The organism is Deinococcus sp. JMULE3 (assembly GCF_013337115.1).
Taxonomy (GTDB): domain Bacteria; phylum Deinococcota; class Deinococci; order Deinococcales; family Deinococcaceae; genus Deinococcus.
In genome coordinates, this window is the sequence record NZ_SGWE01000004.1 from 1,454,966 (window position 1) to 1,477,665 (window position 22,700).

The 22,700-nt window shown below is 69.9% G+C and carries 24 protein-coding genes and 1 riboswitch; of the genes, 8 read left to right on the top strand and 16 right to left on the bottom strand.

Annotated features, from left to right (window positions below; all coding sequences use genetic code 11):
* Positions 1–138: 138 nt before the first annotated feature.
* A complete protein-coding gene (gene map / locus EXW95_RS09925; RefSeq protein WP_174367324.1) occupies positions 139–882 on the top strand; it encodes a type I methionyl aminopeptidase in 744 nt (247 codons plus the stop codon).
* An 8-nt stretch (positions 883–890) separates the two neighbouring features.
* On the opposite strand, the gene EXW95_RS09930 is transcribed toward map, so the two are convergent.
* From EXW95_RS09930 to thiC, 12 genes are all read right to left on the bottom strand, one after another.
* The gene (locus tag EXW95_RS09930; RefSeq protein WP_174367325.1) at positions 891–1,589 is read right to left on the bottom strand and encodes an alpha/beta fold hydrolase; all 699 of its coding nucleotides are present in this window, start codon (positions 1,587–1,589) and stop codon (positions 891–893) included.
* Positions 1,590–1,655: 66 nt separating this feature from the next.
* On the bottom strand, positions 1,656–2,414 hold the full coding sequence (locus EXW95_RS09935) for a DUF1517 domain-containing protein (RefSeq protein WP_174367326.1): 759 nt from the start codon (positions 2,412–2,414) through the stop codon (positions 1,656–1,658).
* 74 nt (positions 2,415–2,488) lie between these two features.
* Positions 2,489–3,001, bottom strand: coding sequence for a 1,2-phenylacetyl-CoA epoxidase subunit PaaD (gene paaD, locus EXW95_RS09940; protein ID WP_174367327.1), 513 nt, complete (start codon positions 2,999–3,001; stop codon positions 2,489–2,491).
* Positions 3,002–3,030: 29 nt separating this feature from the next.
* Positions 3,031–3,810 carry a 1,2-phenylacetyl-CoA epoxidase subunit PaaC gene (paaC, locus tag EXW95_RS09945; protein WP_174367328.1) on the bottom strand — a complete coding sequence of 260 codons (780 nt, stop codon included), beginning with the start codon at positions 3,808–3,810 and terminating at the stop codon, positions 3,031–3,033.
* Positions 3,807–4,397, bottom strand: coding sequence for a phenylacetic acid degradation protein (locus EXW95_RS09950; RefSeq protein WP_174367329.1), 591 nt, complete (start codon positions 4,395–4,397; stop codon positions 3,807–3,809). Before EXW95_RS09950 ends, paaC begins: the two co-directional genes overlap by 4 nt.
* 27 nt (positions 4,398–4,424) lie before the next feature.
* Positions 4,425–5,399 carry a 1,2-phenylacetyl-CoA epoxidase subunit PaaA gene (gene paaA, locus EXW95_RS09955; protein ID WP_174367330.1) on the bottom strand — a complete coding sequence of 325 codons (975 nt, stop codon included), beginning with the start codon at positions 5,397–5,399 and terminating at the stop codon, positions 4,425–4,427.
* A 48-nt stretch (positions 5,400–5,447) separates the two neighbouring features.
* The gene (gene thiD, locus EXW95_RS09960; protein WP_371809996.1) at positions 5,448–6,221 is read right to left on the bottom strand and encodes a bifunctional hydroxymethylpyrimidine kinase/phosphomethylpyrimidine kinase; all 774 of its coding nucleotides are present in this window, start codon (positions 6,219–6,221) and stop codon (positions 5,448–5,450) included.
* A complete protein-coding gene (locus tag EXW95_RS09965) occupies positions 6,214–7,122 on the bottom strand; it encodes an FAD-binding oxidoreductase (protein ID WP_174367331.1) in 909 nt (302 codons plus the stop codon). The genes thiD and EXW95_RS09965 overlap by 8 nt, the downstream gene beginning before the upstream one ends.
* A gap of 133 nt (positions 7,123–7,255) precedes the next feature.
* Positions 7,256–8,071 carry a thiazole synthase gene (locus EXW95_RS09970; RefSeq protein WP_174367332.1) on the bottom strand — a complete coding sequence of 272 codons (816 nt, stop codon included), beginning with the start codon at positions 8,069–8,071 and terminating at the stop codon, positions 7,256–7,258.
* 114 nt (positions 8,072–8,185) lie between these two features.
* On the bottom strand, positions 8,186–8,398 hold the full coding sequence (thiS, locus tag EXW95_RS09975) for a sulfur carrier protein ThiS (RefSeq protein ID WP_371809997.1): 213 nt from the start codon (positions 8,396–8,398) through the stop codon (positions 8,186–8,188).
* Complete coding sequence (gene thiE / locus EXW95_RS09980) at positions 8,395–9,024, bottom strand: thiamine phosphate synthase (RefSeq protein WP_174367333.1); 630 nt, start codon at positions 9,022–9,024, stop codon at positions 8,395–8,397. The genes thiS and thiE overlap by 4 nt, the downstream gene beginning before the upstream one ends.
* A complete protein-coding gene (gene thiC, locus EXW95_RS09985; RefSeq protein WP_174367334.1) occupies positions 9,021–10,895 on the bottom strand; it encodes a phosphomethylpyrimidine synthase ThiC in 1,875 nt (624 codons plus the stop codon). Before thiC ends, thiE begins: the two co-directional genes overlap by 4 nt.
* Before the next feature lie 170 nt (positions 10,896–11,065).
* A riboswitch (TPP riboswitch) is annotated at positions 11,066–11,178 on the bottom strand.
* A gap of 180 nt (positions 11,179–11,358) precedes the next feature.
* On the opposite strand from thiC, the gene EXW95_RS09990 reads away from it, so the two are divergent.
* Both EXW95_RS09990 and EXW95_RS09995 read left to right on the top strand, forming a co-directional pair.
* A complete protein-coding gene (locus EXW95_RS09990) occupies positions 11,359–11,958 on the top strand; it encodes a hypothetical protein (RefSeq protein WP_174367335.1) in 600 nt (199 codons plus the stop codon).
* Positions 11,959–11,992: 34 nt separating this feature from the next.
* On the top strand, positions 11,993–13,504 hold the full coding sequence (locus tag EXW95_RS09995) for a hypothetical protein (RefSeq protein WP_174367336.1): 1,512 nt from the start codon (positions 11,993–11,995) through the stop codon (positions 13,502–13,504).
* A gap of 55 nt (positions 13,505–13,559) precedes the next feature.
* Here the strand turns inward: EXW95_RS09995 and EXW95_RS10000 are convergent, their stop codons facing one another.
* Complete coding sequence (locus tag EXW95_RS10000) at positions 13,560–14,285, bottom strand: IclR family transcriptional regulator (RefSeq protein WP_174367337.1); 726 nt, start codon at positions 14,283–14,285, stop codon at positions 13,560–13,562.
* A 100-nt stretch (positions 14,286–14,385) separates the two neighbouring features.
* Here EXW95_RS10000 and EXW95_RS10005 point away from each other — a divergent pair, with 100 nt between their 5' ends.
* Positions 14,386–14,799 (top strand): cytochrome c, encoded by a 414-nt coding sequence (locus tag EXW95_RS10005; RefSeq protein WP_174367338.1) that lies wholly within the window; start codon positions 14,386–14,388, stop codon positions 14,797–14,799.
* A gap of 51 nt (positions 14,800–14,850) precedes the next feature.
* Here the strand turns inward: EXW95_RS10005 and EXW95_RS10010 are convergent, their stop codons facing one another.
* From EXW95_RS10010 to EXW95_RS10020, 3 genes are all read right to left on the bottom strand, one after another.
* Positions 14,851–15,873, bottom strand: a complete 1,023-nt coding sequence (locus EXW95_RS10010; RefSeq protein ID WP_174367339.1) for a M42 family metallopeptidase — start codon at positions 15,871–15,873, stop codon at positions 14,851–14,853.
* Positions 15,870–16,283: an isochorismatase family protein gene (locus EXW95_RS10015; RefSeq protein ID WP_174367340.1), complete on the bottom strand. Its 414-nt coding sequence runs from the start codon at positions 16,281–16,283 to the stop codon at positions 15,870–15,872. Before EXW95_RS10015 ends, EXW95_RS10010 begins: the two co-directional genes overlap by 4 nt.
* Before the next feature lie 134 nt (positions 16,284–16,417).
* Positions 16,418–17,209, bottom strand: a complete 792-nt coding sequence (locus EXW95_RS10020; RefSeq protein WP_174367341.1) for an enoyl-ACP reductase — start codon at positions 17,207–17,209, stop codon at positions 16,418–16,420.
* A 135-nt stretch (positions 17,210–17,344) separates the two neighbouring features.
* On the opposite strand from EXW95_RS10020, the gene pgeF reads away from it, so the two are divergent.
* From pgeF to EXW95_RS10040, 4 genes are all read left to right on the top strand, one after another.
* A complete protein-coding gene (gene pgeF, locus EXW95_RS10025) occupies positions 17,345–18,064 on the top strand; it encodes a peptidoglycan editing factor PgeF (RefSeq protein ID WP_254605579.1) in 720 nt (239 codons plus the stop codon).
* Entirely contained in the window at positions 18,061–18,567 is a 507-nt protein-coding gene (locus EXW95_RS10030; protein ID WP_174367343.1) for a YqeG family HAD IIIA-type phosphatase, read from the top strand. The genes pgeF and EXW95_RS10030 overlap by 4 nt, the downstream gene beginning before the upstream one ends.
* 62 nt (positions 18,568–18,629) lie before the next feature.
* Positions 18,630–21,308 carry a type II/IV secretion system protein gene (locus EXW95_RS10035; protein ID WP_174367344.1) on the top strand — a complete coding sequence of 893 codons (2,679 nt, stop codon included), beginning with the start codon at positions 18,630–18,632 and terminating at the stop codon, positions 21,306–21,308.
* A gap of 49 nt (positions 21,309–21,357) precedes the next feature.
* Positions 21,358–22,629: a type IV pilus twitching motility protein PilT gene (locus tag EXW95_RS10040; protein ID WP_174367345.1), complete on the top strand. Its 1,272-nt coding sequence runs from the start codon at positions 21,358–21,360 to the stop codon at positions 22,627–22,629.
* The last annotated feature ends 71 nt before the right edge of the window (positions 22,630–22,700 follow it).

The window sequence follows — 22,700 nt, forward strand, 5'->3', positions numbered from 1 at the left end:
TCTGAAATTGAGATGGAATTCGGGAAAACAGGCGCTGCGCGCACCCCCTCCCGGCCTCCCCCCTCAAGGGGGAGGAGAAGAAAGGCGGCTCACTGCTCCACCACAGTTCGAACTTCAACAGCGCGCTTACACTGCCGCATGACGATCACCACGCAGCATGAACTGGACGGCATGACCCTCGCCGGGAAGGTCGTCGCCCTCACCCTGGACACCCTGCGCGCCGCCGTCGAACCGGGCGTCACGCCCGCCGAACTGGACGCGCTGGCCGGGAAGGTCTTCGCGGGGTTCGGGGCGTTCTCCGCGCCGCGTGCCGAGTACGGCGCGCCCGTGGACGTGTTCATCAGCGTCAACGACGACATCGTCCACGGCCTCCCCACCCACCGCCCGCTTCAGGCGGGGGACGTCGTGTGCATCGACGTCACGCCGAACGTCGGCGGGTTCGTCGCGGACGCCGCCATCACGGTCGCCGTGCCACCCGTCTCCCCCACCGCAGCGAACCTCATCGCTGCCGCCGAGGCTGCCCTGGCGCGCGGCCTGAACGCCGCCCGCGCCGGACAACCCCTGAACGGCATCGGACGCGCCATCCAGACCGAGGTTCAGCGCCGGGGCTTCACGCTCCTGCCAGAACTCCAGGGGCACGGCGTGGGCCGCGCCATCCACGAGAAACCCGACGTTCCCAACTACTACCGCCCTGCGCTGAGACAACCCTTGCACGAGGGGCTCGTGATCGCCGTGGAACCCATGATCAGCACCGGCAGAAGCCCCCGCGTCCGCACCCGCCGCGACGGCTGGACGCTCGCCACCACCGACGGAGGAATCGCCGCCCACGTCGAACACACCATCATGATCACCAAAGGAAAACCGGTGATATTGACGGCGTGAAGTGAGGGTCATTCTGCTCCCCGGAGAAAGCTGGAAAGGTGCTGGGTAAACGCGGGGAACTGGGTGCGGTGAATCGGGTGTCCGCCTCCTGGAATCTCGATCACACGGGCGTCCGGCATCTGCCGGGCCGTGTCCTCGATGCGGTCCTGCGGCATCCAGCTGGCCTCCCCGCCCCGCAGGAGCAGTGCCGGGCAGGTGATCCGCGCGAGGTCATTCCACCACCGGTCATTCGTGGTGTGCAGCTCCGGGAACAGCTGCGTGGTGGCGTTCCAGTCGTGCCGAACACCCTCGGGGGCCTGGGCGGGCGGCGCGGGCTGCTCCCAGGTGGTCGGCATCGGCGTATCCACCGTGATCAACTGCCGGACACGCTCGGGGTGCGCCTGCGCGTACAGGTAGGCGACCACCCCGCCCAGCGAGAAGCCCAGCAGCACGAAGTCGTTCAGCTGAAGGGCGTCCACGACCGCCACCACGTCCTCCTGCATGGCCTCCAGGCTGTACTGCTCTGTCCGGACACTCTGCCCATGCCCCCGCAGGTCGAGGGCCACGAGGCGGAACTCGGGGACGAGGGCCCGGGCGGTCGCGTCCCAGTCCGAACCGTCCCGACCCATGCCGTGCATGGCCAGCACGGTGGGCCTGTCAGGCGTGCCTGTGTCGCGGTAGACGAATTCGCCCGCCGGCAGGCGGATGGTGTGCGGCGCCATTACCATGTCGTGCTCATGAGCTTCTGAAGCCCTCCTGGGATGGGCGGCTGTCGGTGGACTCGCTGGCGTGGGTCATAGCTTCCTGAGTTCGGGGAAGAACTGGATGGCCTGATCGACGGAGTGGTAGCGCGGCGCGTGGTGAGGGCTCCACTCGACCACGCAGCCCTGTACGTTGTGCGCCCGGGCCTGCGAGAGGGCCAGCAGCACCTTCTGCATGTCTGCCGCGCCCGACAACTCCCGCTCCAGCCCGGCGCCCTTCAGGCGGTCGAAGCCGTACAGGAGGATCGTCACCACGTAGTAGCCGACGAGCTGCCGGTCACTCAGCGCCTGCCCGGGCTGGAACTCGACGGCGCGTGACTGCGCCTGCCAGCGCCCGAACGTTTCGCGGAGGGTGCCCTTGCGGGCCCGGATGTGGGCAGCGTCGCCGTACACCCACCACGCGCGGTTCTGGAGGAGGAGTGGAATGACTTCCGAGTTCAGGAGCTTCAGGGCGACGTGCCGGTGCGTGGTGCCGGTCGAAGCCTGACTGAAGGGGGGCGTGAAGTTCCCCTGCCAGGTGCGGGCCAGCCGCTCCCGGATGTCACCATCCGCCTGAAGCATGACCTCAACTTTCACGGCGTATCCCCTGAAAAAGTAGCTGTCGAGAATGACGTGCCAGACGAGTCCCCACAGTGGTGTCAGGATCACCAGGAAGACCAAGTAGAGCCAGGCGTCCTCCGTCAGGCGCGACCTGTTCAGGGTGTAGTAGAGGGCCGCGCCGACAGGGGGCGCCACCAGCAGGGCGGCCTGAATGAATCGCCGTGAGAAGTCCAGTGTCTGATTTGAAATCACGCCTCACCCCAACCGAGTTCCAGAAGACGCGCGTCTGCGACGTCCACTCACCCTATCCGCATCGTCGGCGGAGTTCATACGCTCTTGAAGCCCTCGAAGGGTTCGCGGCAGGTGTCGCAGACGTACATGCGTTTGCATAACGTCGGGCCGAAGCTGGCGGTCATGCGGACGTTCAGGCTGCCGCAGCGGGGGCAGCGGGTGGGTTCCGCGTCCAGCTGAATCAGCTGCCCTTCCCCGGTGGGGGCGGGGGGCGCGATGCCGTACTGCCGCAGCCGCTCCCGCGCGTCGTCGTTGATCCAGTCGGTCGTCCAGGGGGGCGTGAGGGTGCTGCGAACCTCGACGTCCGTGACGCCCAGGTCGCGCACCGCCTGCTCGATGCTGTCCCGGATGACGTGCAGGGCGGGGCAGCCGCTGAAGGTGGGCGTGAACGTCACCGTCACGCGCCCCGCGTCGCCCACGGTCACGTCCCGCACCATGCCCATGTCCGTGATGCTCACGACGGGAATCTCGGGGTCTGGGATCTGGGCGAGGGCCGCCCAGACTGTTGATGGTTGATGGTTGATAGGTGATGGGGTGGAGTATTCCATCAACTGTTGACCATCAACCTTCAACCTGTTCACCAGACCTCGGCGTCGGGGTGTTGCCGGGCGACGCTCTGCATTTCTTCCAGCAGGGGGGCGAGGTGGTGGGTGTGCGTGTCGCGGCCGGGCTGGGTGGTGGGGGCGTCGGGGAGGGTGAGGCCGCATTTGTCCACGAGGTGCCGGGTGATGAGGTCGGTCCAGCGGGCGTGCACGGCGTTCAAGTCGGGGAGGATGCCCGCTGCGGTCAGTTCGTCTTCGCCCTCGACGGGTTGGAAGAGTTGCGCGGCGTGCGGCCACAGTTCCGTCAGGGCGGCCTGGGTGCGGCGTTCGCTTTCGGGCGTGCCGAGGGCGAGGCGTTCCACCCACAGGGCAGTGTGCTGCACGTGGAATTTCTCCTCACGCACAGCCTTCGCGGCGATCTCCGCGAGGGGGGCGTAGGTGCTGCGGGTGGCGGCCTCCAGCCACAGGGCTTCGGCGGTGTCGTACAGGAACTGCCGGACCATCGTGAACGCCCAGTCGCCTTTCGGGAGTTCCACGAGGCGGGTGTTGCGATAGTCGTCCGGGCCGCGCCAGAACGCCACCCGGTCGGGGTCGCTGCCGCCGAGGGTCTGCGCGAGGCTCAGGTACAGCCCGGCGTGCCCGAGTTCGTCCTGCGCGATGTTCGCCAGCGCGATGTCCTCTTCGAGGATGGGGGCGTGCCCGGTCCACTCGCCGTCCCGGTGCGCGAGGATGATCTCGTCGTCGGCAAGGACCGTGAGTTTCAGGAGGAGGGCCTGCGTCTGCGTATCGGTGAGGGCTTGGATGCCAGTGGTCATGCGCTGTCCTCGCTGGGGGCGCGGCCCGGCATCAGACCGGCGCGTTTCAGTTCGCCGACGTGACGGCCGATCACGCCGTAGTGCTGCTGCTGCTTGTACGTCTTGTCCTTCGCGGGCGCGAACCAGCTCTCGACGGTGCCGGGGTCCTCGTCGGTGCGGACAACGGCTGTTTCGGGGAACACCATCCAGGCGAGGACGTCGGGGTGCAGGCTCTGCGCCTGCCGCAGCGCGTCGCCAGGGCCACCGGCGGTCACGGTGCCGCTGAGATCCACGAACGTCATGCTGCGTTTGTTCGTGCGTTTCACGCCCACGTGGTACGTCCCAGCCTCGCCGGGCGAGTCCAGCAGCGCGGGGTTCGTGGTCAGTTCCTCGGGCGTGGCGGTCAGGATGTCGTCCTCACGCACGCACCACAGGCTCACGGCGGCCGGGCGGCGCACGAACACGTTCCGCGCCGTCACCAGCGCGTGCGGCGGGTCACCCGCGTGCACGCTCCCCACCGCCTGATGCGGGCGGTTAGGGGCGTCCTGCTTGAACACCTCCCAGCGCGGCCACTGCGTATCGGAGGAAGGGAAGTGAGGTTGAGTCATGGGTGATTCCTTTCTGGGCTGAGGGGTTCAGTCGGCCGCCACCGCGCGTTGCCGGTCGGTGTAGGCCTGGAGGGCGTCGCGGACCCAGGCGCCGTCGTCGTGGGCGTGCTGGCGGGCGCCGAGGCGTTCTTTATTGAGGCCCTGTTCGCCGCGGATGACGGCCCAGAATTCGTCCCAGTGGATGGGGCCGTGCCGCCAGTTGCCCTGGTCGTCCTGGTGGAGGTCCGGGTCGGGGATGGTCAGGCCCGCTTCCATGAGTTCGGGCACGTGTTCGTTGATGAATTCCTGGCGGACTTCGTCGTTGCTCTTGAGTTTGATGCCCCATTTCGAGAGGACGCCGCTGTTGGGGCTGTCGGCGTCGTGCGGGCCGAGCATCATCATGGCGGGCCACCACCAGCGGTTCAGGGCGTCCTGCGCCATGGCGCGCTGCTCGGGGGTGCCCTGGGCGTACGCGACGATCATTTCCTTGCCCTGCTTGTGGTGGAAGGTTTCTTCCGAGCAGATGCGGACCATGGCGCGGCTGTACGGGCCGTAGGAGCATCCGGCGAGCATAGTCTGGTTCTTGATAGCGGCGCCGTCCACGAGCCAGCCGATCATGCCGACGTCCGCCCAGGTGTGGGTGGGGTAGTTGAAGATGCTGCTGTATTTGGCCTTGCCGCTCAGGAGGGCCTGGAGCATGTCCTCGCGGGTGGCGCCCAGCGTTTCGGCGGCGTGGTAGAGGTACTGGCCGTGTCCGGCCTCGTCCTGCACCTTGGCCATGAGGATGGTCTTGCGTTTCAGGCTGGGGGCGCGGGTGATCCATTCGCCTTCGGGGAGCATGCCGACGACCTCGCTGTGGGCGTGCTGGCTGATCATGCGGATGAGCTGGCGGCGGTACTCGGCGGGCATCCAGTCGCCAGCCTCAATCTTCTCGCCGCGAGCAATGCGGGCCTCGAAGTGGGCGTGCTGCTCGGGCGTTTCGCCTGGGGTGATGCCGGTCTGGGCGGGGGTGGGTTGGGTCATGGGGGCAACCTCCTGATTGGAACTTGCCCCCAGTGTACCTAACGAGCGTTAGGTTGGATGTGGGGTGGGTTGCACCTGCTCCCCCGCCGCCCGGTGCCCCAGCGGCCCGTGCCCCGCGCCCAGGCCCGGCGCGGCGCGGATCGCGCCCTGCAGGTACGCGTGCGCGGCCCGCACCGCGTCTGGCAGGGCCAGACCGCGCGCGAGGTTCGCGGTGATCGCCGCCGACAGCGTGCAGCCCGTGCCGTGCGTGTGCCGCGTATGCTGCCGCGCCGCGCTGAGCATGAGGTGGTGCCCGTGGGCGCGCAGCTCGTCGGTGACGGTCTCACCGGGCGCGTGCCCGCCCTTCAGGAGCAGCGGCGTGGTGTCCGGCACGCCCGCCGCGCGCAGGGCCGCCCACTCGGGGACGTTCGGGGTGACCAGCGTCGCCAGGGGCAGCAGCTCATCCCGCAGCGCGTGCAGGGCGCCGTCGTCCAGCAGGGCGTCCCCGCTCTTGGCGAGCATGACCGGATCGACGACCAGCAGCAGATGTCGGCCCCGCAGGGCGTCGGCCACCGCGCGCACCAGCCCCGCGTTACCCAGCGCACCCGTCTTCACCGCCGCGACCGGGAAGTCGTCCAGCACGGCGCGCAGCTGCGCGGCCACCAGCCCTGGCGGCAGCGGGTGCGTGGCCTGCACGCCCCGGGTGTTCTGCGCGGTGATCAGCGTCAGGACGCTCGTGCCGTACACGCCGTGCGCCTCGAAGGTCTTCAGGTCCGCCTGGATGCCCGCCCCCCGCCGGAATCCGACCCGGCGATGGTCAGCGCAACGGGCACCGTCATGCACTTACCCCCTGTTCCACCAGCGCCAGGACGCGCGCCGCCGTGACCGGGGCGAGCAGCGACCCGTGCCGCCCATGTCCCGTCGCGACCAGCACACCGGGCAGGGTCGGGTGCGGCCCGACCAGCGGCAGACCGTCCGGCGTGACCGGGCGCAGGCCCACGAGGAACGAGGCGACCTCTGCGACGTCCGCCCCCGGCACGAGCGTCCGGGCCGCGCCGCGCAACCAGCGGGCCGCGTGGGCGTCGGGTGTGGTGGCCCAGCTGCGGCGAGCTGTCGCGCCGACGTACAGGCCGTCCGGGCGGGACAGCGCGTAGCGGGAGAACCCCCGCGCGGGCGGCCCGTAGCGCGCCCCCACCTCCGGCGCGCCGCGCAGCAGCAGCGCCTGCCCCTGCTGCGCCGTGACCGGCACACCGAACGCGCCGCTCCACGCGCCCGCCGCGACGATCACCTGCCCGGCGAACCAGTCGCCCGCGTCCGTCCGCACCCGCACCCCACCCACCGACGGGATGAGGGACTGGACGTGCGCGGCCACCACCTCGGCCCCCTGCCGGGCCGCGCGGACCACCGAGGGCGGGTGCAGGCTCCCCTCGCCCGGCGTGCAGGCCACCCCGCCGCCCGGCTGCACGCGGGTCACGTCGGGCCGCAGATGAACGGGCACGCCCGAGCGTTCCAGCGCCGCCGCCAGCGCGGGCCAGCGCCGCAATCCCTCCAGCGCGTCCGCGTGCAGGGGCGTGCCGCGCAGCCGCTCGCCGTCCGGGGTGAGCAGGCCCGCCGCCGCCCGCCACGCCGCGCCCGGCCGGTCTGCGTCCAGCACCAGCACATCCGCACCCGCCCGGCGCAGCGTGAACCCCACCAGTGACCCGATCAGGCCGCCGCCCACCACAATCACCTCCCGCGACCTCATGCGGATTCCGTCTGTTCCGTCGGCAACCCGGAACACCACCGGGTCGCCAACTTCACGCCCTGAATCCGCTCTACTCCTCCTCGCATCCGCTCGGATTGACGCGGTTCTGCGAACCTTTCAACCGGAGTCAGCCTCACACGGGCACTTCCGGGTCAGGCAGGCGCACTACCCCACCCAGCGGGCTGCTGGAGCTGGCGTGCGTGCGTTCGGGCATCCGTCCGGCCAGGAACGCCGCGCGGCCCGCCTGCACGCCCAGCGCGAAGGCGTGGGCCATGCCGACCGGGTCGCGCGCCTCGGCGATCGCGGTGTTCACCAGCACGGCGTCCGCGCCGAGTTCCAGCGCCTGCGCCGCGTCACTCGGGACGCCCAGGCCCGCGTCCACGACGATCGGCACGCGGGCGCCGTCCAGCACGGTCCGCAGCAGCTCGGGGCTGCGCAGGCCCCGGCCGGAGCCGATGGGGCTCGCCAGGGGCATCACGGCGGCGCACCCGGCGTCCTCCAGCGCGCGGGCCAGCACCGCGTCCGCCTGCACGTACGGCAGCACCGTGAACCCGTCGGCGGCCAATCCTTCGGCGGCGCGGAGCGTGCCCACAGGGTCGGGCAGGAGGTAGCGGGCGTCGGGGATGACCTCCAGCTTGATCCAGTTCACGCCGGTCGCCACGCGCGCCAGCCGCGCCACGCGCAGGGCCTCCTCGGCGGTGCGGCACCCGGCGGTGTTCGGCAGGAGTTGCAGCGCGTCCCAGTCCAGGGCGTCCAGTAAACCGTCATGTCCGGGCGCCCGCAGTTCGACGCGGCGGATGGCGACCGTCACGATCTGCGACCCGCTCGCGGCGAGCGCCTCGCGCATCACGCCGAAATCCGTGAACTTGCCCGTGCCCGTCATCAGGCGCGAGGTGAAGGTCTTCCCGCCGAGGGTGAAGGGGTCGGGTGTGTGCGGATTCTGCTGCATTACGAACCTCCGGTGAGTGGACGCGCAGGTTCTCCATTCCGCAGAACCCGCCCCTGTTCCTGCTCGCTCCGCTCGGGGGCAGAGGGCCTGACGGCCCACGCTGCCCCGGAACTCTCAGCCCCCCCCGATAATTCGGACGATCTCGATGACATCTCCGGCCTCCAGGGTGCGTTCCGGCACGCGGGCGCCGGGGTAGAAGTCGTCGTTCACGGCGACCGCCACGCGCGCCGGGTCGATGTTCAGGTCGCGCAGCAGGGCGGGCAGGGTCAGGCCGGGCGTGAGGGGCCGCGCCTCGCCGTTCACGGTCAGGATGGCGGGGCGGGTCACGCGGGCACCCCCCGCAACGCCCCCAGCAGGTCGGACGCGGCCTGGGCGGGGTCGCGGGCGTCCAACACGGCGCGCACGACCGCCACGCGGGTCGCCCCGGCGGCCAGCACCTCGTGGACGTTCGAGGCGTCGATCCCGCCGATGGCGTACCAGGGCAGCGGCGGATTCAGCGCGGCCACGGCGCGCACGTAGGCCAGTCCGGCGGGCGCGCGGCCCGGTTTGGTGGGTGTGGCGTGCACCGGCCCGGCGGCGATGTACGCGGGGGCGTCGGCCAGCGCGGCGCACGCCTGCGCGGGCGCGTGCGTGCTGCGGCCCAGCAGCAACTCCGGCGCGAGCCTGCGCGCCCAAGCGGGCGGCAGGTCCCCCTGCCCTAGGTGCACGCCGTCCGCCCCGCACGCGGCGGCGACGTCCACGCGGTCGTTGATGAAGAACGGCACGCCGCGCGCGCGGGCCAGCGCCGCCACCCGCTCACCCAGCGCGATATACGTCCCCGCCTCCCAGTCCTTGCAGCGCAGTTGCAGCGTGTCCACGCCGCCGTCCAGCGCAGCCTCGACCCGCGCCAGGAACTCGGGTTGCGGCTGCCCGGCGCGGGGCGTGGCCACCAGATACAGGCGACCGAGGGTCACGCCTCCCCCTCCGGCCCATGTTCCTGGCGGGGCACGTACACCTCGCCGCCCAGCGCGCGGAACTCGCGGGCCTTCTCCTCCAGTCCGGCCAGCACGTCGGGGGCGCGCAGGTCGTGGCTGAGTTTCATGGAGCAGAAGTGCGGGCCGCACATGGAGCAGAAGTGCGCGGTCTTCGCCGCGTCGGCGGGCAGCGTCTCGTCGTGCAGCGCGCGGGCCTTCAGGGGGTCCAGGGACAGATTGAACTGGTCCTCCCAGCGGAACTCGAACCGCGCTTTACTCAGGGCGTTGTCGCGGGCCTGCGCGCCGGGGTGGCCCTTGGCGAGGTCGGCGGCGTGCGCGGCGATACGGTACGCGATCACGCCGTCGCGCACGTCCTGCCGGTCCGGGAGGCCCAGGTGTTCCTTCGGCGTGACGTAACACAGCATGGCGGTGCCGTACCACGCGATCTGCGCCGCGCCGATCGCGGACGTGATGTGGTCGTACCCGGGCGCGATGTCGGTCGTGAGTGGCCCCAGCGTGTAGAACGGCGCCTCCTGGCACACGTCGAGCTGCCGGGTCATGTTCTCGCGGATGAGCTGCATGGGCACGTGGCCGGGACCCTCGATCATGGTCTGCACGCCGTGGTCCCACGCCACGCGCGTCAGTTCGCCCAGCGTGTCCAGCTCCGCGAACTGCGCGGCGTCGTTCGCGTCCTCGATGCTGCCGGGGCGCAGGCCGTCCCCGAGGCTGAAGGTGACGTCGTACGCGGCGAGGATCTCGCAGATGTCCGCGAAGTGCGTGTGCAGGAAGTTCTCGCGGTGATGCGCGAGGCACCACTTCGCGAGGATGCTTCCGCCACGCGACACGATCCCGGTGCGCCGCCGCGCGGTCAGCGGCAGGTGCGCCAGCCTTACGCCGGCGTGGACGGTCATGTAGTCCACGCCCTGCTCGGCCTGTTCGATCAGCGTGTCGCGGTACACGTCCCAGGTCAGGTCCTCGGCCACACCCCCGACCTTCTCCAGCGCCTGATAGATCGGCACGGTCCCCACGGGCACGGCGCTGTTCCGGACGATCCACTCGCGGGTCGGGTGGATGTGCCGACCCGTGGAGAGGTCCATGACCGTGTCGGCACCCCAGCGGGTCGCCCAGATCATCTTCCCGACCTCCTCCTCGATGGAGCTGGTCACGATGCTGGTGCCGAGGTTCGCGTTGATCTTCACCCGGAAGTTCCGCCCGATGATCGTGGGTTCGAGTTCCGGGTGGTTGATGTTCGCGGGAATCACCGCGCGGCCCCGCGCGACCTCCGACCGGACGAACTCCGGCGTGATCTCGCGCGGGATGGCGGCCCCGAACCCCTGGCCGGGGTGCTGGTGGGTCAGGTCGAAATCCGCCTCCTGCCGCAACTGTTCGCGCAGGGCGACGAATTCCATCTCGGGGGTGATCTCGCCGCGCCGCGCCGCCTGAAGCTGCGTGATCCCCGCGCCGGGGCGGGCGCGGCGGGGCCGGGGCACACGCGGGAACGGCAGCGGGCCACTGACGTCCAGCGCCGGGTGGCGCCGCTCCCGCGCCAGTTCCAGCCGGGCGTCCCCCGCCAGCCAGGGGCGCGCGTGCCCCAGCCCGGCGCGCAGGTCCACGCTCAGGCGGGCGTCCGTGTACGGCCCACTCGTGTCCGGCACGAGCAGGGCCGGGTTCGGGACGGTGCGGGTCAGGTCCCCCACGCGTTCCAGGGTCGGCGACTGCCGGATGCGCCGCGCGGGCACCCGCACCCCTGCATGAATGGTGCCGGTCAGGTACACCTTCTCGCTGTTCGGGAACGGCGCGGTCAGCTCCGGGTCGAGAATCGTCAGGGCTTCGGTCGCGGGGTCGGTCGGGGGTGGGGTCAGGGTAGTCATGGGCACTCCAGAGAAATGGGAACAGGACGGGGCCGCCGGGCACCCGCGAGGGCGTCCGGAGCTGGGAGGGCGACTGTCAGGGCCGCCCGTCAGGTCGGGTCAGGTCAGTGGCTTGCCAATAGAAAAACGCCCCCCTCACGCGTCGGAGGGGGGCGAAACACGCAAAGACGTTTCGGCACCCGTCACGCTCCCTCCGCTGGTATGAACCAGATCAGGTTCCTAGGGTTGAACACGGTGTTCTCTCAGCCGACGCTCTTGACGGTCGGCACCCCTGGTGACTGTGCGGCGAGTGTACACCGCACGCGCCCCGCACGAAAGCAAGACTGGTCTTCCCCGTCCAGACGGGCGAAGATGAAGGCCAGCGGCCCATACGTCCGGACAGGAGCGGCGACCACCCCGACAACGATCAGGAGTACCGAAGATGTCAGAGACACAGACGTTCAAACTCCCATACGGCGAGACCGTGTTGATGTTCGATGCTCAATCGCCGCTAGGAAATCAGGCTCCTGAACTGCTCGGCAATCTCCTGGATGAATTTATTCTGGATGGCGTTTTCAGCAAGGACGTCATCCTTGATTGGCTGCCACTGAGAATGATCAGGGCGGGTCGCAATATCTTCCTTCAGGAACCATGTGACCACAATTTTCAATGGCGGAACGACATCACTCAGACGCTCGGAGATTATCTCGGAAGGCGCAAGATTCACAGCAAGGTCAGTCAACCCATTGTGTCTTTTTCGTACCGAGATTCCTTGTCCCTCCGCCGTGATCTCAATCTGGACAGCGTCATAGTCTTCCATAGGGACGTCAAACTCGGGGGGAGCCACCACGGGTGGAGTGTCGTGTCAATTGAGGACTGGAACGACGAGGTGGCGTATACCAAACTCACATCCGCCGATTTTCATACGACGACTGTTTTTGAAGGTCTCAACTCGATAGATAGGCGGCTCGCCCAGGTTCTCTCACTCCCCGACTTTTCCGCTTTTGCTTTTAGGAAGGGGCGGAACGAGATCATGATGATCGGTACGGGAGATCAGGAGAACTGCTTCATTCCTCTGAGCTGACTGTTCTGTTGCTCTTCGCATTCCGGAGGTTTCCATGAACCGTGCCCTGCTCCTGCTGCTGCCCGCCCTGCTCCTGACTGCGCCCGCCCGCGCGCAGGCTGCCCCGCCCACGAAGACGACCCTGGCGACCTGCGGGGCGTACACCGTGAAGACCGTCGAGAACGGTTTCGACGATCCGGAAGACCGCGTGACGCTGTCGCGGGCGGGCGTGACGTACGCGACCGTCACGGACACGATGGTCAGCGTGGACTGGTGCCGGGACGTGACGGGAGATGGCGTGCCGGAGGTGCTGCTGGCGGGTTTCTCGGGCGGCGCGCACTGCTGTTTCACTCATCACCTGTACTCGCTGACCAGCCCGCCCCGCAAGCTCCTGACGGCGTTCAGCGCGCACAGTGATTCGCTGGACGCGCGGCAGCTGGATGGTCGGGGGCCGCTGGAGTTGATCGGGTCGGACTGGCGCTTCGCGTACGGGTATGGCCTGAGTTTCGCGGAGAGTGCGCCGCTGCCGGTGGTGTACTCGCTGCTGCCCACGCCGGGCGGGGTGCGGTTCGTGGAGAACACGCGGGCGTTCCCGGCGTTCATGGAGTCGTACTCGCTGACGCGGCCCGGCGATCAGCTGTTCGGTGGTGGGGTGCTGGCCGAGTACGCCACGCGCCTCATCACGCGCGGCGGGGCGGCGGCGGACGCGTGGGCGCAGGGCCTGCAGCCCCCCTACCGCGACTGGCTGGCGAACTACGGGCCGGATATCCAGCAGGACGTGTCGGATTTCGGGCTGTGGGACTGGCCCACGCGGGCCGGGGTGAACCCGGACGCGCAGCGGGGCGGGATCGGCGGGGCGTTCCTCGCGCCGGGTGTGCGGTCGTACCTGGGGCAGGTGATCGGCCGGGACGCGGCGACGCTGCGCCTGTACCGCGTGCAGGGGTCGGAGGTGGTGGCGGGTCCCGCACTGCTGTCGGTACCGGTAACCCGTGACCGGTACGGTGAGCCGGTCGTGCCGGTGTGGCCGTCCACGACGGTGCGCCGCGCGTCGGGTCGGGACGACGCGCTGCTGCGGGACGCGCGCAGCGGCAGCGTGCGGTACCTGCCGGTGCGCCTGTCGGCGGGCGGCATGACGGAGCTGAAGGACGACGCGCTGGGCGTCACGGCGGGGCTGCTGGGCGACCTGAGTGGCGTGGCGGGGCACGTGGCGGCGCAGTTCCGGGACGTGAAGCGCACGCCCGAGCAGCAGGCCGAGGTGCGGCGGCGCGTGCAGGCGGCCGTGACCCGCGCGCAGCCGTGGCTGGAAAGCTGGAAGAGCCAGGAGGCGTTCGCGCTGGAGCGGCTGGGGAACTTCACGTTCAGCTCCGTGCGGCTGCTGACAGACACGCCCACGCGGGCGCAGGCGGTCATGACGACCACGGTGGGTTTCACGGACGCGAAGACGGACAGCGAGTACGTGAACGGCGAGCGTTTCACAATGATCGTGAACCTCGCGCGCGGCGCGCAGGGCTGGGCGGTCACGGACTGGACGCTGATGCCGCGCACGGGTGAACTGAACGAGGAGTGAACGCAGCGCGCCGCCCAGTTTCACGTTCCGGGCGGCGCGCTGCGTTGGGGGTGGGTTACGGGAGGGCTTCGGCCTCGCGGACGATCTGCACGACGCGTTCGCGGATGTGGCGTTCCTCGCGCAGGTAGCGCTGGGCGCTCATCTGCACGCCGATGGCGGCCACCACCGTGTCGGTGTCGCCGTGCGCGGTGTGCAGCGCGTGGTAGGGGACGCCCAGGGTGCACTGGCCGGGGACCCATTCCTCGATGGAGTACGCGTACCCGAGGCGTTTGACCTTGGCGACTTCGGTGCGCCACTCGTCCAGGCTGGTGATGGAGCTGGGCGTGCACGCGGCGAAGGTGCGGGGGGTGATGTCGGCGTGCGCGTAGAGGATCTTGCCGCTGGCGGTCGCGGTGGCCGGCAGGTAGATGTCCAGCGGCAGGTCGATGTCGGCGTCCGGGTGGCGTTCGCGGATCGCGGCGACGACCTCCTCGCCTTCCAGGATGCACAGGAACGCCACGGCGCGGACTTCCAGCGCGAGGCGGGTGATCAGCGCGCGGGCTTCCTGGAACCAGGGCAGCGAGGAGGTCAGTTGCGCGCCCATCTCGGCGATGTGCCAGGAGAGGCGGTACTTGCCGGCGGGGGTGCGGCGCAGGAATCCGGCCTCGGTCAGTCCGGCGAGGTACGCGTGGGCGGTGGCGCGGGGGACGCCCAGGTGCGCGGCGAGGGCGCGCACGCCCCATTCGGGTTGTTCGGCGCTGAATGCACCCAGGATGTTCGCCGCCTTCTGAAGAGAGAGCACGCGTCCAGCTTACAGGGACAAGCCAGGATTGTATACATCTTTTCCGGCCAGTGTACCCGGTTCATCCACCCCGCACCCCACCCCCGCTAGAGTGCCCGGCGTGCGCGCCCCTGCCCTGCTGCTCCTGCCCCTGCTGGCCTCCCTGAGTGCCGTGGCGACCGGGACCCCCACCCCCGCCACGCCGCCTGCCGTCCCCACGTCCGCGCAGGCCGAACAGCTTCAGCGTGGCGAGACCACCTACTTCCTGGCCTGCGCGATCTGCCACGGCGACCGTCTGGAGGGCGTCAGCGCCCCCGGACTGGGTGGCGAAGACTTCCGCGCGCTGTACCGCACGGTGCCGCCCCGCGCGCTGCACGACCTGATCCGCGACACCATGCCGGACGACCGCCGGGGCACCCTGAGCGCCCAGGAGGTGCTGGACGTCACCGCGTACCTGCTGCGCGAGAACGACCTGCCCCGGCCCGAGGGGGCGCTGGGGGCCGAGACGCTCGACCACGTCCCGCCGACGCCCTGACGGTCGGAGGGCCCGGGCCGCCTTCACCCGGACCCGCTCCCAGCACGCGCCTTACTGGCGCAGGTAGGCCAGCATCAGCTCGCCCGTGGCGCGCAGCGCGTCGGTGTGCGTGCGCTCGTAGGCGTGGCTGGCGTCCACGCCCGGCCCGATCAGCGCGACCGGGTAGTCCCCACCCGCGCGCCACGCGGCGGTGCCGTCCGAGGCGTAGTAGGGGTAGATGTCCACCCGCAGGTCCAGGCTCGCCGAGCGGGCGGCGGCGCGCAGGCGGTTGCCCAGCGCGTGGTCGTACGGCCCGCCGCCGTCCGCCACGCACAGGGAGACGCAGTGTTCGCTGCTCGTCTGCCCCTCCCCGACGGCCGCCATGTCCACGGCGATCAGCGCGTCGGTGTGCGCGGGGATGCCGGTGGCGGCGCCGTGCCCGACCTCCTCGTAGGTGGTGACGTGGAAGGACGCCGTGACGGGCGCGGGGGACGCGAGCAGTTCACGCGTGACCGCCAGGAACACCGCGACCGCCGCCTTGTTGTCGAGGTGGCGGGCCTTCACGTACCCGCTCGCGGTCACGCGGGGGCGCGCGTCGAAGCTCACGAAGTCGCCCTCCTGCACGCCCAGCGCGCGGACGTCCCCGGCGCTGAAGACCGCCTCGTCCAGGCGGACCTCCATGACGGCCGCGTCGCGCTTCAGGTCGCGCAGGGCCGCGCCGTGCACGTGGGTGCTCTGGCGGACGTTCACGACCGTTCCGGTCAGGGTGCGGCCCGCCTGGGTGTGCACGAGGACGTCCTCGCCCTCGACGGTCGCCCAGTCGTACCCGCCCAGCGGCCACAGCCGCAGCCGCCCGCTGTCCTTCACGCCCTTGACCATCGCGCCCAGGGTGTCCACGTGCCCGCTGAACGTCACGTGCCCCTCGCCGGTCCCGGCGACCTCCCAGGTCAGGGCGCCCTTGCGGGTCCGCTGCGCCGCGACGCCCAGCGCCTGCAACTCCTGCTCCAGCAGCGCCACCGCCGCGTCCGTGAAGCCCGTGGGACTGGGCGTGGCGAGCAGCCGCACCAGCACGTCCAGCGTGTAGTCGAGGTTCATGCGGGCACTTCCAGCGACTCGATCCGGAAGCCCTGCCCCTGCGCCGACGCCAGCGTGGCGTCCAGCGCGGGCGTGCCGCTCAGGGCCAGCAGGTGCAGACTCTGCACCGCGCGGGCGTGCAGTTGCGCGGCCAGTTCGCTGCCCTCGAACGCGTCGGGCATCTCGGCGCGGACCAGCACGTCGCCCTGCTCGGCGCGGAAGTCCGGGTGCAGCGTCCACTCCTTCGAGAAGGTGTCCCAGTCCGCGCCGTGGGGGGCGTCCCACTGCACGAACGCCACCACCCAGCCCTGCGCGCGGGCCTCGTCCACGTGATGCGCCCAGTCGCGCGCCACCGCCCGCTCGTCGGGCCGGTCGTTCAGGTCGTGACGCTGCGCGTTCAGGAGCAGCAGGGCGTGCGCGGAGAGGGTCATGCCGCCCAGGATACCGGGCGCGCACCCGCCAGGACGGCAGTCCGGCTGACGGTCTGCCCCCCGGCTCACAGCGTTGCCGGTTCTCCCGAAGGGGCAACTGCGCGCCCCTGAACACCGCAGTCAGGGGGCAGCGGTCAGCTCGGTTGTTCGATCTTCATGGCCATGATGCTGGAGCCCGCGTCCACGTACACGGTCTGTCCGGTCACGCCGCTGCCGAGATCCGACAGCAGGAACAGGGCCAGTTTGCCGACCTCGTCGGGGGTGGCGTTGCGGCCCAGCGGGGCGGCCTCGGCGGCCTTCTCGAACATGCTGCCGAAGCCGGGGATGCTGCGCGCGGCGATGGTGCGCATGGGTCCGGCGCTGATGGTGTTCACGCGCACGCCGGCCGCGCCCATCTCGCTGGCGAGGTAGCGGGTGGTGGCCTCCAGCGCGGCCTTGGCGACGCCCATGACGTTGTACTTGGGCACGACCTTCTGCGACGCGTGGTACGTGAGGCTGACGATGCTCGCGCCGGGGCGCAGCAGCGGCTCGGCGTGGCGGGCGGTGGAGACCAGGGTGTACGCGCTGACGTTCAGGGCAGTGTTCCAGTCGGCCTCGGTGGTGTCCAGGAAACGGCCGTCCATGGCGGTGCGGGGCGCGAACGCGATGGAGTGGATCAGGTAGTCGAGGTGCCCGAACTCTTCCTTCACGCGGGCGAACAGGGCGGTCAGGTCTGCTTCGCTGGTCGCGTCGGCCTGCTGGGCCCACACGCCTTCTTTGCCGGTCAGGAGCTTGTCGAGTTCGCTCTTCAGGCGTTCACCCTGGTAGGAGAAGCCCACGCGGCACCCGGCCGAGAGAAGCTGCTCGGCGATGGCCCAGCCGAGGCTGCGGGCGTTCGCGACGCCCATCACCAGGGCGGTCTTGTCACTCAGGTCAATCTGCACCATGCGGGGGACTCTAGCAATCCGCGCCCGGCGGCGCTGATGCGGGTGCAAAAAATCGGACCGGGCGCGGCACTTCACGGTGCGTGGCGTGCAAAAAGCGTCAGAATCCGGTGAGAGATGACACGCGATACTGGGCTGATGTTGCTTCACGCGCCGCACCTGAGCGCACCGCACGCGTTCACCACGCGGCGGGGTGGCGTCTCGGTCGGTCCCTACGCGGGGCTGAACCTGGACGACCGCGAGGACGACCCGGCAGTGGTCGCTGCGAACCGCGCGCAGCTGACCGGCGCGCTGGGCTTCACGCCCGCGCAGGTGGCGCGCCTGACGCAGGTGCACGGGACCGACGTGGTGACCGTGACTGGCGGCGGCCACTGGACCGGGGACGCGCTGGTCACCGCGCAGGCAGGCGTGCTGCTCGCCATCGGCACCGCCGACTGCTACCCGCTGCTGCTGGAGGACCCCCAGGCGGGGGTGCTGGGCGCCGCGCACGCCGGGTGGAAGGGCACGCTGGGCCGCATCGGCGCTCGGACCGTGGAGGCCATGACGGCGCTGGGCGCCCGCCCGGAGCGGATCCGCGCGGCGGTCGGGCCCGGCATCTGCGCCGCCGCGTACCCGGTGGGCCAGGGCGTCGCGGACGCCTTCACCGATGCTGGTCTGGGCGCGTTCGTGCAGCCCGGCCCGCACCTGGACCTCGCCGGGGCGAACCGCGCCGCGCTGCTGGACGCGGGCGTGCCGGACGCGCAGGTGTGGGTCAGCGGCCGCTGCTCCACGGAGACAGACTTCTACTCGTTCCGGCGCGACGCCGGGGTGACGGGGCGCATGTGGGCCGTGATCGGCCGCGCCGGGAGCGCCGCGTGAGCCTGCTGCGCCCGGCGGACGTGATCGACCATGTCACGCACATCACGCCGGAATTCCTGGCGGACCGCGGACTGCACGGCCTGCTGCTGGACCTCGACAACACCCTGGTCCCCTACGGCAGTTACGACCCGGCGGGCGTCACGCAGACCCTGACGTGGGTGCGGGACCTGAAACTCGCCGGGGTGGGCCTGTACCTCCTGAGTAACGCGACCGGGAAACGCGCCCAGTTCTGGCTGGACAAACTGGAATTCCAGGGGGTCGGGCTGGCCGGGAAACCCAACCCCCGCGCGTTCCGCCGCGCCCTGCGCGAACTGCACCTCCCAGCTCAGCAGGTCGGCATGGTCGGCGACCAGCTGTTCACGGACGTGCTGGGCGGCAACCTGAGCGGCATGCACACTATTCTGGTCCGACCTCTGGTCACCAACGCCCTTCCTCATACGCGTGTGGCCCGCAGGCTGGAACGCGCGGTTCTGAAACGCTACGGACACGACTGGCACCACTGATGTTCCCGACACCCACCCTCACTGGACTCCCCATTTCCCTCACGCAAGGAGACTGAAACGCTATGGCTCTTTCCATCGGTGACCGGCGCCTGGGCGCCATCCTGCTCGAACAGGGGTACGTGAACGACACGGACCTGCAAAAAGCCCTGGTCCGCCACGCCGAGGTCGGCGGGCGCCTCGCGGAGATCCTGATCGACTCCGGCATGGTCGGCGAGAAACGCATCGCGCGCGCCATCGAGGAAGCGCTCGGCATTCCGCTCGTGAACCTGCTGGTCGTCACGCCCGAACCCGGCGCGGTGCAGGCCGTGCGCGCCCAGACGGCGCTGCAGCACCAGGCGTTCCCGTTCGCGCTGGAAGGCCAGACGCTGCGCGTCGCGATCGTGGACCCGCTGTCGAGCATGGCCATCGAGGCGCTGGAGGACGACAGCGGCCTGAACATCGAGGTGTACCAGGCGCTGCGTGACCAGATCATGTGGGCGATCGCCACGTACTACCCCGAACTGCACCTGACCGTCGAGGCGCCCGCCGAGGCCGAGGGCGGCCCGGCGGGTGGGATGCTGGGCCAGCGCATGATCAGCCGCGGCCTGATCAGCGACGCGCAGCTGCAGGTGGCGCTCGACGCGCAGCAGCAGACCGGCGAGCCGCTGGGCAGCACGCTGATCGCGCAGCGGATCATCAGCGAGGACCAGCTGTACGAGGTGCTGGCTGAGCAGGTCGGCGCGGTGTTCCTGCGCAACCCGCGCGACTTCCAGCCCAGCGAGGACGTGCTGGGGAGCATGCTGCGCGCCGACGCGCTGCGCCTGACCGCCGTGCCGGTCGACGAGACCGATCACGGCGTGACCGTCGTCGCCAGCGACCCGCGCAAACGCGAGGACATCGAGGCGCTCGTCGGGCGGCCCGTGCAGCTCGTGCTGGCCAAACCGCGCGACATCGAGACGCTGATCGAGCGGTTCTACCCGCAGCGTGGGCGGCTGGGCGAGCAGATGGTGCAGCAGGGCACCCTGTCGCGCGAGCAGCTGCGCGAGGCGCTGCAGGTGCAGGCCCGCGAGGGCCGCGTCAAACCGCTGGGCGAGGTGATCGTCGAGCTGGGCTTCGCCGCCGCCGACGAGATCGACACGGCGCTGCAGAAACAGAACGCCGGGGGCGGGCGCCTGGAGGACACGCTGGTGCAGTCCGGGAAGCTCAGCCCGGAGATGCTGGCCCGCTCGCTGGCCGCGCAGCTCGGCTACGAGTTCCTGGACCCCGTCCAGAACCCGCCGGACAGCAAGGTCGCGCTGATGATCCCCGAGTCCACCGCGCGCCGCTACGGCGTGGTCCCGGTCCGCCTGCAAGGCGAGTCGCTGGTCGTCGCGATGAAGGACCCGCGCAACGTGTTCGCGCTGGACGACCTGAAGCTGATCACCGGGCGGGACATCGTCCCGGCGGTCATGGCGGAAAAGGACATCACCCGCCTGATCGAGCGGTACTTCGGCAGTCAGGACATGGCGAACCTGAACCAGCAGCTCGCCAAGGAAAGCAAGGAACGCGAGACGGCAGGCAAACGCCAGGACGCCGAGGACCTCACGGCCGGGCTGGACGACAACGCCGTGGTGCGCGTGGTGGACAACATCATCCGCGAGGCGGCGCTGCAGGAGGCCAGCGACATCCACATCGAGCCGACCGAGACGGCCCTGAAGATCCGCTACCGCATCGACGGGGTGCTGCGCGAGCAGAACGAACTGCCCAAGGGCAGCGCGCAGAGCATCTCCGCCCGACTGAAGATCATGGGGCACCTCGACATCAGCGAGCGGCGCGTGCCGCAGGACGGCCGCATCCGCTTCAAGAAGGGCAGCATCGACCTTGACCTGCGACTCTCGACGCTGCCCACCGTGTACGGCGAGAAGGCCGTCATGCGTCTGCTGCAGAAGGCCAGCAACATCCCCGAAGTCGAGCAGCTGGGCTTCAGTGAGCACAACTACCAGCGGTACCTGGACACCATCCACAAACCCAACGGCATCTTCCTGGTGACCGGCCCGACCGGCTCGGGGAAATCCTTCACCTCCTTCTCGACCCTGAAGCGCATCGCGGTGCCGGAGAAGAACACCACGACGATCGAGGACCCGGTCGAGTACGAGATTCCGGGCATCGTGCAGTCGCAGGTGAACAACACGGCGGGCATGACCTTCGCCCGCGCGCTGCGCGCCTTCCTGCGACAGGACCCGGACATCATCTTCGTGGGCGAGATCCGCGACGCCGAGACCGCCAAGATCGCCGTGGAGGCCGCCCTGACCGGCCACCTCGTGCTGGCGACGCTGCACACGAACGACGCGCCGGGCGCCATCGTGCGTCTGGAGGAGATGGGCGTCGAGCACTTCAACATCGGCGCGGCCGTGGTGGGCGTGGTCGCGCAGCGCCTCGTGCGCAAGGTCTGCCCGGACTGCAAGGCGCCCACGAACGCCGACCCGGACGTCCTGCGCCGCCTGGGCATCACCGAGCGGGACCTGCGCGGCGCGCAACTCATGCGCGGCGCGGGCTGCAACCGCTGCGGCGGCACCGGCTACAAGGGCCGCATGGGCATCCACGAACTGATGGTGATCGACGAGCCGCTGCGCGTCGCCATCGGCAGCGGCAAGAACGCCACCGAGATCAACGAGGTCGCCATCAACCAGAGCGGCATGAAGACCCTCCGCCAGGACGGCATCGACAAGGCCCTCAAGGGGATCACCACCCTGGAAGAGGTCCTGGCCGTCACCAGCAAGTAACCCGGCCGCCCCACCCTGAGCCTCCCATTCCACCCGCGAGGTGACCCGTATGACCCAGCCCGCCGCCGACATCACCGATATCCTGCGTTTCGCCGCCGACAAGGGCGCCTCCGACGTGATCATCACCGTCGGACTGTCCCCGCAGTTCAAGCTGCAGGGCGTGTACGACTCGCAGGGCTTCGCGGAACTCGCTCCGACCGACACCCGCAAACTGATGTACTCCATGATGAACGAGAAGCAGCAGCGGACCTTCGAGGAACGCCGCGAACTGGACTTCTCGTTCGCGCTGGGCGAGAAGGCCCGCTTCCGCGTGAACGCGTTCATGCAGCGCGGCAACGTGGGCGGCGTGCTGCGACTGATCCCCACGAAGATCAAGAGCGCCCAGGAGATGGGCCTCCCCGCGAACGTCATCGAGATCTCCAACGCGCCGCGCGGCCTGGTGCTCGTGACCGGCCCGACCGGCTCGGGGAAATCCACGACGCTCGCGGCGATGATCGACCACATCAACACCACCAAGAAACTGCACATCATGACGATCGAGGACCCGATCGAGTTCATGCACACGCACAAGCAGTCGATCATCAACCAGCGTGAGGTCGGCGCGGACACCATGAGCTTCAACGACGCGCTGCGCGCCGTGCTCCGCCAGGCGCCCGACGTGATCCTCGTGGGCGAAATGCGCGACTACGAGACCATCAAGGCTGCCGTGACCGCCGCCGAGACCGGGCACCTCGTGATGGGCACCCTGCACACCAACTCCGCGCCGGAATCCATCGACCGTATCGTGGACGTCTTCCCCGAGGAGCAGCAGGAGCAGATCCGCGTGCAGCTCGCGAACAACCTCGTGGCGGTCATGACGCAGCAGCTGCTGCCCCGCCTGGACGGGCAGGGCCGCATCCTGGCGTACGAACTGCTGATCGCCAACCCCGCCGTGCGCGCCCTGATCCGCGAAGGGAAGACCTTCCAGATCACCAGCGTCATGCAGACCGGCGCGCGCGAGGGCATGGTCACCATGGACGCCTTCCTGGCGAACCTGTACCGCCGCCGCGTGATCTCCTTCGACGTGGGCGTGGAGCGCGCCGTGGACAGCAAGGAATTCGCCCGACTCGCCAACGACCCCAGCATCGGCACGGCGGGCGGCGCGGCCAGCATGCCCGCCGGGTACGGTCAGGCGCCCGTGCAGGGCTTCGGCGCGACCGTCACGCCCGCCCAGGGCGGCTACGCCTCCGGCAGGAACGACTTCGGGCGGGGCGGCGGCGACGCCCGCACCACCAGCACCCCCGAGACCAACCCCGGCGGCAGCGGCTACGGCAGACGGTAAGGGGCGGTGATGGTCGAAAGTTGATGGTTGATAGAGGGGTGGCCTTCCATCAACCATCAACTTTTGACTTT

What these genes read in the sequence shown, in the direction of transcription:
- map (WP_174367324.1), top strand. Translation starts at nt 139, where the DNA reads ATGACGATCACCACGCAGCATGAACTGGACGGCATGACCCTCGCCGGG.
- EXW95_RS09930 (WP_174367325.1), bottom strand. Translation starts at nt 1,589, where the DNA reads ATGGTAATGGCGCCGCACACCATCCGCCTGCCGGCGGGCGAATTCGTC.
- paaD (WP_174367327.1), bottom strand. Translation starts at nt 3,001, where the DNA reads ATGGAATACTCCACCCCATCACCTATCAACCATCAACCATCAACAGTC.
- paaC (WP_174367328.1), bottom strand. Translation starts at nt 3,810, where the DNA reads ATGACCACTGGCATCCAAGCCCTCACCGATACGCAGACGCAGGCCCTC.
- EXW95_RS09950 (WP_174367329.1), bottom strand. Translation starts at nt 4,397, where the DNA reads ATGACTCAACCTCACTTCCCTTCCTCCGATACGCAGTGGCCGCGCTGG.
- paaA (WP_174367330.1), bottom strand. Translation starts at nt 5,399, where the DNA reads ATGACCCAACCCACCCCCGCCCAGACCGGCATCACCCCAGGCGAAACG.
- EXW95_RS09965 (WP_174367331.1), bottom strand. Translation starts at nt 7,122, where the DNA reads ATGAGGTCGCGGGAGGTGATTGTGGTGGGCGGCGGCCTGATCGGGTCA.
- EXW95_RS09970 (WP_174367332.1), bottom strand. Translation starts at nt 8,071, where the DNA reads ATGCAGCAGAATCCGCACACACCCGACCCCTTCACCCTCGGCGGGAAG.
- thiC (WP_174367334.1), bottom strand. Translation starts at nt 10,895, where the DNA reads ATGACTACCCTGACCCCACCCCCGACCGACCCCGCGACCGAAGCCCTG.
- EXW95_RS09995 (WP_174367336.1), top strand. Translation starts at nt 11,993, where the DNA reads ATGAACCGTGCCCTGCTCCTGCTGCTGCCCGCCCTGCTCCTGACTGCG.
- EXW95_RS10010 (WP_174367339.1), bottom strand. Translation starts at nt 15,873, where the DNA reads ATGAACCTCGACTACACGCTGGACGTGCTGGTGCGGCTGCTCGCCACG.
- EXW95_RS10015 (WP_174367340.1), bottom strand. Translation starts at nt 16,283, where the DNA reads ATGACCCTCTCCGCGCACGCCCTGCTGCTCCTGAACGCGCAGCGTCAC.
- EXW95_RS10020 (WP_174367341.1), bottom strand. Translation starts at nt 17,209, where the DNA reads ATGGTGCAGATTGACCTGAGTGACAAGACCGCCCTGGTGATGGGCGTC.
- pgeF (WP_254605579.1), top strand. Translation starts at nt 17,345, where the DNA reads ATGTTGCTTCACGCGCCGCACCTGAGCGCACCGCACGCGTTCACCACG.
- EXW95_RS10035 (WP_174367344.1), top strand. Translation starts at nt 18,630, where the DNA reads ATGGCTCTTTCCATCGGTGACCGGCGCCTGGGCGCCATCCTGCTCGAA.
- EXW95_RS10040 (WP_174367345.1), top strand. Translation starts at nt 21,358, where the DNA reads ATGACCCAGCCCGCCGCCGACATCACCGATATCCTGCGTTTCGCCGCC.